Source organism: Phenylobacterium sp. (assembly GCF_028290885.1).
Lineage (GTDB): Bacteria > Pseudomonadota > Alphaproteobacteria > Caulobacterales > Caulobacteraceae > Phenylobacterium.
Map to the genome: position 1 here is coordinate 1 of NZ_JAQGIZ010000225.1, position 6,828 is coordinate 6,828.

At 71.0% G+C, this 6,828-nt stretch carries 7 protein-coding genes; 5 read left to right on the forward strand and 2 right to left on the reverse strand.

Annotated features, from left to right (window positions below; all coding sequences use genetic code 11):
• From JWP28_RS14920 to JWP28_RS14940, 5 genes are all read left to right on the forward strand, one after another.
• The coding region (locus tag JWP28_RS14920; RefSeq protein ID WP_299544082.1) for a putative PEP-binding protein at positions 1-946 on the forward strand (946 nt) is incomplete at its 5' end.
• Positions 947-948: 2 nt separating this feature from the next.
• On the forward strand, positions 949-2,691 hold the full coding sequence (gene nagE / locus JWP28_RS14925) for an N-acetylglucosamine-specific PTS transporter subunit IIBC (protein WP_299544084.1): 1,743 nt from the start codon (positions 949-951) through the stop codon (positions 2,689-2,691).
• A gap of 74 nt (positions 2,692-2,765) precedes the next feature.
• Complete coding sequence (locus JWP28_RS14930; RefSeq protein ID WP_299544086.1) at positions 2,766-4,094, forward strand: aspartate aminotransferase family protein; 1,329 nt, start codon at positions 2,766-2,768, stop codon at positions 4,092-4,094.
• Entirely contained in the window at positions 4,091-5,230 is a 1,140-nt protein-coding gene (locus JWP28_RS14935; RefSeq protein ID WP_299544088.1) for a membrane dipeptidase, read from the forward strand. Before JWP28_RS14930 ends, JWP28_RS14935 begins: the two co-directional genes overlap by 4 nt.
• A gap of 101 nt (positions 5,231-5,331) precedes the next feature.
• Positions 5,332-5,850 carry a DUF1993 family protein gene (locus JWP28_RS14940; protein ID WP_299544089.1) on the forward strand — a complete coding sequence of 173 codons (519 nt, stop codon included), beginning with the start codon at positions 5,332-5,334 and terminating at the stop codon, positions 5,848-5,850.
• On the opposite strand, the gene JWP28_RS14945 is transcribed toward JWP28_RS14940, so the two are convergent.
• Positions 5,847-6,446, reverse strand: a complete 600-nt coding sequence (locus JWP28_RS14945) for a nitroreductase family protein (protein WP_299544091.1) — start codon at positions 6,444-6,446, stop codon at positions 5,847-5,849. The two genes, JWP28_RS14940 and JWP28_RS14945, sit on opposite strands and share 4 nt — an antisense overlap.
• Positions 6,447-6,450: 4 nt before the next feature.
• The coding region (gene rutC, locus JWP28_RS14950) for a pyrimidine utilization protein C (RefSeq protein ID WP_299544093.1) at positions 6,451-6,828 on the reverse strand (378 nt) is incomplete at its 5' end.

Here is a 6,828-nt window from a genome sequence, read left to right on the forward strand (position 1 = left end):
CGCCGCGGCGCGCGATCCGGCGAAACTCGCCGACGGAACCCGCGTCCCGGTGCTGGCCAACCTGGGCTCGCTCGCCGAGGCGGAGGCGGCCGCCGCCGGCGGTGCGGAGGGCTCCGGCCTGCTGCGCACCGAATTCCTGTTCCTGGACCGCGAGACGGCGCCCGACGAGGACGAGCAGGCCCGGCAGTACCAAGCCATTGCCGACGCCCTGGGCGGCAAGCCACTGGTCATCCGCCTGCTGGACATCGGCGGCGACAAGCCCGTCGCCTATCTGCCGAACACGCCGGAAGACAATCCCGCGCTCGGCGTCCGCGGCGTGCGCCTGCTGCTGCGTCGCCCGCAGTTGCTGCGCGCCCAGCTGCGCGCCATCCTGCGGGTCGAGCCGCGCGGCCGCTGCAGCATCATGGTCCCGATGGTCTCCCGGCTCTCGGAGCTACGCGCGGTCCGCGCCGCGCTCGAGGAGGCCCGGCGCGAGCTGGGCGTCGAAGGCCGCGTCGACCTGGGCGTAATGATCGAGACCCCAGCCGCGGCGATGACCGCCGACCAGCTGGCCCAGGAGGCCGACTTCCTCTCCATCGGCACCAACGACCTGACCCAGTACGCCCTGGCCATGGACCGCGGCCATCCGGAGCTGGCCGGCGAGGTCGACGGGCTGGATCCGGCGGTGCTGCGACTGGTCCGGCGCACCTGCGAGGGCGGCGCGAGCCAGGCGTTGCCGACCAGCGTCTGCGGCGGGCTGGCCGGCGATCCGGCGGCGATCCCGATCCTGATCGGCCTAGGCGTCGGCAAGCTCTCCATGGCGCCGGCCGCCATCCCCGAGGCCAAGGCCCTGATCCGCACGCTGTCGGCCGAAGCCTGCCGGCGCCTCGCCGAGGCCGCCCTGGCGGAGACCTCGGCCGAGGCGGTGCGCGCGCTCAGTGACGCCTTCCTCAACGGAGGCGCCTGACCATGCGCTCGCCGCTCGAAGCCCTACAGTCGCTCGGCCGGGCCCTGATGCTGCCGATCGCGGTCCTGCCGGTGGCGGGCCTGCTGCTCAGGCTGGGCCAGCCCGACCTATTGAACATCCCGTTCCTGGCCGCCGCCGGCGAGGCGATCTTCTCCAACCTTGGCCTGCTGTTCGCCGCCGGCGTCGCCGTCGGCCTGGCGCGGGACAACAATGGCGCGGCGGGGCTGGCCGGCGTGGTCTGCTTCCTGATCGCGACGCAAGGCGCCCAGACCCTGCTGCACGTGCCGGCCGACGCCTTGAAGGGCATGGCGGGCGACGCCGCCGACCTCGCCAAGGCCGCCTTCCGGAGCAAGGCGATCGCCAAGCTTGGGGTGCCGATCGGCATCGCCTCGGGGATCGTCGGCGGCCTGTTCTACAACCGGTTCTCCAACGTGAAGCTGCCGGAGTACCTGGCCTTCTTCGGCGGCCGCCGGTTCGTGCCGATCGTCGCGGGCCTGGCGGGCCTGGCCATGGCGGCGGTGGTCGGTGGCTCCTACGGCGTGCTCAGCGGCGGCCTCGACACGCTCAGCCACGCCATCGTGGGGTCGGGGCGCCTGGGCCTGTTCGTCTACGGCCTCGCCAACCGCCTGCTGATCATCACCGGGCTGCACCACATCCTCAACAACGTCGCATGGTTCATCGTCGGCGATTTCCATGGCGCGACCGGGGATCTGAAGCGGTTCTTCGCCGGCGACCCTACCGCCGGATCGTTCATGGCCGGCTTCTTCCCGGTGATGATGTTCGGTCTGCCGGCGGCGTGCCTGGCCATGTACCACGCCGCGCCGAAGGACCGGCGGCGCGCGGTGGGCGGCATGCTGCTGTCGATGGCGCTGACCTCGTTCCTGACCGGGGTGACCGAACCTATCGAGTTCAGCTTCATCTTCCTGGCCCCGCTGCTGTTCGCCCTGCATGCGGTGCTGACCGGCTTCGCCTTCGTGGTGATGAGCCTCCTGGGCGTGAAGCTGGGCTTCGGCTTCTCGGCCGGCCTCTTCGACTATGTCCTGAACTTCGGCAAGGCGACCCGGCCTCTATTGCTGATCCCGGTAGGCCTCGCCTACTTCGGCCTCTACTACGGCGTCTTTCGCTGGGCGATCGTCCGCTTCGACCTGAAGACGCCGGGCCGCGACGCCGAGGCGCCGGCGACGGCCGGGCCGATGACCGCCGGCGAGCGGGCGCGGGGTTTCACGGCGGCGCTGGGCGGGGCGGCCAACCTGCTGACCGTCGACGCCTGCACCACGCGCCTGCGCCTGGTGCTGGCCGACCCCGCCGCGGTGGACGAGGCGGCGCTGAAGGCCCTCGGCGCCCGCGGCCTTGTGCGGCCCTCGGCCAAGACCCTGCAGGTCGTGCTGGGCCCGATCGCCGACCAGGTGGCCGGCGAAATCCGCGATGTGGTGGGCGGGCGCGAGGCGGCCCCCGAGGCGATTGAGGCCAGGCCGGTCTCGACCCCGCCAGGACCGGCCGTGGACGTCCCGGCCTGGCTGGCGGCGCTCGGCGGACGCGAGAACCTGCAGAGCTGCGGCCTCTGCGCGAGCCGGGTTTATTTCCAACTGAGGTCAGTCGAAGCCGTGGACGACGCGGCCCTGGCGAAGCTGGGCGTCAGGGCCGTCGCCCGACCCGCTCCCGGAAGCCTGCATCTGCTGCTCGGCCCGGGCGCGGGGGCCGTCGCCCAGGCCCTGCTCGGCGGCGGCGTTCCCGCCGCCGCCTGAGGCCGGGGCCTCAATCATCTGGCGGGCGCGGCGCGAACCTGATTTCGTAGGCGCAGCATGAGCGGGGCGCGCCGATGAACGACATCCCAGACCGCAGGAACCGGCCGGACCTCGACGCCTACTGGATGCCGTTCACCGCCAACCGGCAGTTCAAGGTCGAACCCAGGCTGCTGGTCGCCGCCAAGGGCATGTACTACCGCACCGAGGACGGCCGCGAGGTGCTCGACGGCGTGGCCGGGCTGTGGTGCGTCAACGCCGGCCACGGGCGCGAGGAGATCGCCGCCGCGGTCGGCCAGCAGCTGCTGACGCTCGATTACGCGCCCTCCTTCCAGATGGGCCACCCGCTGGCCTTCGACTTCGCCACGGCGCTGGCCAGGATCGCGCCGGCCGGCCTCGACCGGATCTTCTTCGCCAACTCCGGCTCGGAGGCGGTGGACACCGCGCTGAAGATTGCGCTCGCCTACCACCGGGCCCGTGGCGAGGGCCAGCGCACCCGGCTGATCGGGCGCGAGAAGGGCTATCACGGGGTGGGCTTCGGCGGCATTTCCGTCGGCGGGCTCGTGAATAATCGCCGCGCGTTCCTGACCCTGCCTGGCGCCGACCACATCGGCCACACGCTGGACCTTGAGAAGAACGCCTTCTCCCGCGGCCTGCCGGCCCACGGCGCGGAGCGGGCCGACGACCTGGAGCGGCTGATCGCGCTGCATGGCGCCGAGACCATCGCGGCGGTGATCGTCGAGCCGGTGGCGGGCTCGGCGGGCGTGCTGCCGCCGCCGGTCGGCTACCTGGAGCGGCTGCGGGCGCTCTGCACCAAGCACGGCATCCTGCTGATCTTCGACGAGGTGATCACCGGCTTCGGGCGGCTGGGCGCGCCCTTCGCCTCGCAGTTCTTCGGCGTCACGCCGGACCTGATGACCACCGCCAAGGGCGTGACCAACGGCGCCTTCCCGATGGGCGCGGTGTTCGCCAGCCGCGCGGTGCACGACGCGATGATGCAGGGTCCCGAGAACGCCATCGAGCTGTTCCATGGCTATACCTATTCCGGCCACCCGGCGGCCTGCGCGGCTGGGTTGGCGACGCTGGAGATCTACCGCCGCGAGGGCCTCTTGACCCGCGCCGCCGAACTCGCGCCGGTGTGGGAGGCCGCCGTCCACAGCCTGCGCGACTGCCCGAACGTTGTCGACATCCGCAACCTGGGCCTGATGGCGGCGGTCGAGCTCAGCCCCCGGCCCGACGCCCCCGGCGCACGAGGCTACGAGGTCATGGTCCGCACGCTGAAGGCCGGCGCCCTGATCCGCATCACCGGCGACACCATCGCGCTCTCGCCACCGCTGATCGTCTCCGCCGAGGAGATCGAGCGGCTGGTCGCGACCCTGCGTTCGGTGCTGGAGCACCTCGCATGATCTCGCGCCGTGGTGCGCTGGCGGCGCTTGGCGCAGGTCTCGCGGCGGGCGCGTGGCCGGCGACGGCGCAGCAGATCTTCGATCCCCGCGGCGGCGGCAACGGCCTGCGGCTCACCGAGGCCCAGCTCAAGGCCGGCGCCACCTTCCTGGGCCGGCATCCCTCCGTCGACGTCCACGCCCATCCCGGCCGCTTCTTCCTGCGGGACCTCGCCCGCCAGAACGCCACGACGCGGGCCATGGGCGCGCCGTTCGAGCCCAAGGCGCTCGCCGACATGGCCGCGGGGCAGGTGACCGCCGTGTTGTTCAATTGCGTATCCGACGCCCTCCTGCTCGAGCAGTCCCCGACCAAGGGCCTGGTGGCCGCGCGCGAGTTCGATCCCGGCGAGGCCTGGGCCGACTACCAGCGGCAGGTCGCGGTGCTGAAGGCCCTGGTCGCCCGTGGTGACGCGCTGCCCGGCCGCGACGGGCGCGACATCGCCCGCGCACTGGCCGACCACCGCACGGCCTGCGCCTTCGCCGTGGAGGGCGGCGACTTCATCGAGGATCGGCTGGAGCGGGTGCACACGGCCTACGCCGACGGTGTGCGCTCGATCACCATCGTCCACTACCACCCCAACCAGATCGGCGACCCGCAGACCGAGGCGCCGCGCTTTCCCGGCCTGACGCCGGTGGGCAAGGACATCGTCCGTGAGATGAACAAGGCAGGGATCGTCATCGACCTGGCGCACGCTTCGCTGGGCGTCACCCGCGACGCGGTGGAGGTCTCCACGCGGCCGATGATGATCTCGCACACCAACCTCAAGCGCCCAGGCGTCGACCATCCGCGGCTGGTCAGCGTGGAGCACGCGCGGCTGGTCACGACGCACGGCGGCATCGTCGGGTCCGTGCCTTCGGGGATCGGCCAGAAGACGGTTGCCGATTGGATCGCCTCGATCCTTCGGCTGGTCGACGCCGTCGGTGTCGACCACGTGGCCATCGGCACCGACATGGACGCGAACTACATGCCGGTGTTCAGCGACTACGCCGACTGGCCGCTGATCCCAGCGGCTCTGCTGGCACACGGCGTGCGCGAGCCGGAGGTCGCCAAGGTGATGGGCGGCAACTTCCTGCGGGTGCTGGGCGCTCAGCGGGGCTGACGCAGACCGCGCGCCTGCAAACATTCCATGACAGCCCTGGCGGGCCATCGCCGGGCGCCCCATCTGGGGACGACACGAAACTTAGCTATTGGAGAAACGCCTTGTCGCTTTCGCTCTACGACGCCTCGATCACCGTCTATCTGCAGATGCTGAAGAACCTCAGCCACTTCCTGGACAAGGCGGAGACCTACGCCGCCGAGGAGCATGTGGAGCTTTCGACCTTCACCGAGGCCAGCCTCGGCCACGGCATGGCGAACTTCGTCCGCCAGATCCAGCTCGCCAGCGACGCGGCCAAGAGCGGCGCCGCGCGCCTGGCCGGCGTCGAGGCGCCGTCGATGCCGGACACCGAGACCACCTTCCCGGAACTGAAGGAACGCATCGCCAAGACCATCGCCTTCGTGGAGTCGATCAAGCGCGACCAGGTCCACGGCCAAGAAGGCCGCGCTGTGGTCCTGACCTTCCCGGGACGGACGATGGAGTTCACCGGCCAGAGCTTCCTCTTGACCTTCAGCCTGCCCAACTTCCTGTTCCACGTGACCACCGCCTACGCGATCCTGCGCAGCCAGGGCGTCCCGCTGGGCAAGATGGACTTCCTGGCCGGCGCGCAGACGGCGGCCTAGGAGCGATATCGCCCCTCGAACACGAAGCTTACCACCGGCCCCCGGCCGCTCGGGACCTCCCGGGCGCGGTAGCTTTCCGGCAGCACACCGGCGTCGGTGGGGCGGCCGATGGCGATGGCGGCTTCGATCCGGTAGTCGGCCTCCGGGACGCCCATCGCCTCGTGCGCCTTTTCCGGGAAGAAGCCGCCCATGCCGTGGGCGGCCCAGCCGAGATGCTGCGCCTGCAGCGCCAGGTAGGCCCAGGCGGCGCCCGCGTCGAAGCTGTGGCTGCGGTTGGGCGCGGGCTCGGCGCCCGGCTTGCGGCGGAACCGGTCCGAGATGACGTAGGCCAGCACAGAGGCGCGTGCGACCCAGGCCTGGTTCATATCCATCAGGGCGTCGAACAGCGGCGCCCACTGCGGCGTCCCGCGCCGGGCGTAGACGAAGCGCCAGGGCTGAATGTTGCTCGCCGAGGGCGCCCAGCGGGCGGCCTCGAACAGGCTCATGAGGACAGCGTCGGGCATGTCCTCGCCGGTGAAGGCGCGCGGCGACCAGCGATGCAGGAAGATCGGGTCGATGTCGTGATCGGCGGTTCGTCCGTTAGCGGAGTGGGTCACGCCCCTACCGCTTGCCGATGTGGGCGATGGAGGCGATCTCGACCAGGAAGTCGGGGCGCACCAGGTCGCAGACGATACAGAACCGCGCCGGCTTGTCGCCCGGGAAGTACTCCGCATAGACCTTGTTCATGGTCGCGTAGTCGGCCCAGTCCTTCAGGAAGATGTGGTTCATGGTGACGTCTTCCATCGTTCCGCCCGCGGTCTCCACGACGGACTTGATGGTCTCCAGCACCTGTCGCGTCTGGGCCTCCGCGTCACCGACGTGGGCGACGTTGTTGTCCTTGTCGAAGGCCAGCGTGCCGGAGACATAGACCACGCCGTCGGCCAGGGTTCCGGGCGAGAAAGGCGCGATGGGCTTCTGGGTCCCGGGCGGCAGGACGAC

Coding starts and splice junctions, on each gene's coding strand:
- nagE (WP_299544084.1), top strand. CDS start 949: ATGCGCTCGCCGCTCGAAGCCCTACAGTCGCTCGGCCGGGCCCTGATG.
- JWP28_RS14930 (WP_299544086.1), top strand. CDS start 2,766: ATGAACGACATCCCAGACCGCAGGAACCGGCCGGACCTCGACGCCTAC.
- JWP28_RS14935 (WP_299544088.1), top strand. CDS start 4,091: ATGATCTCGCGCCGTGGTGCGCTGGCGGCGCTTGGCGCAGGTCTCGCG.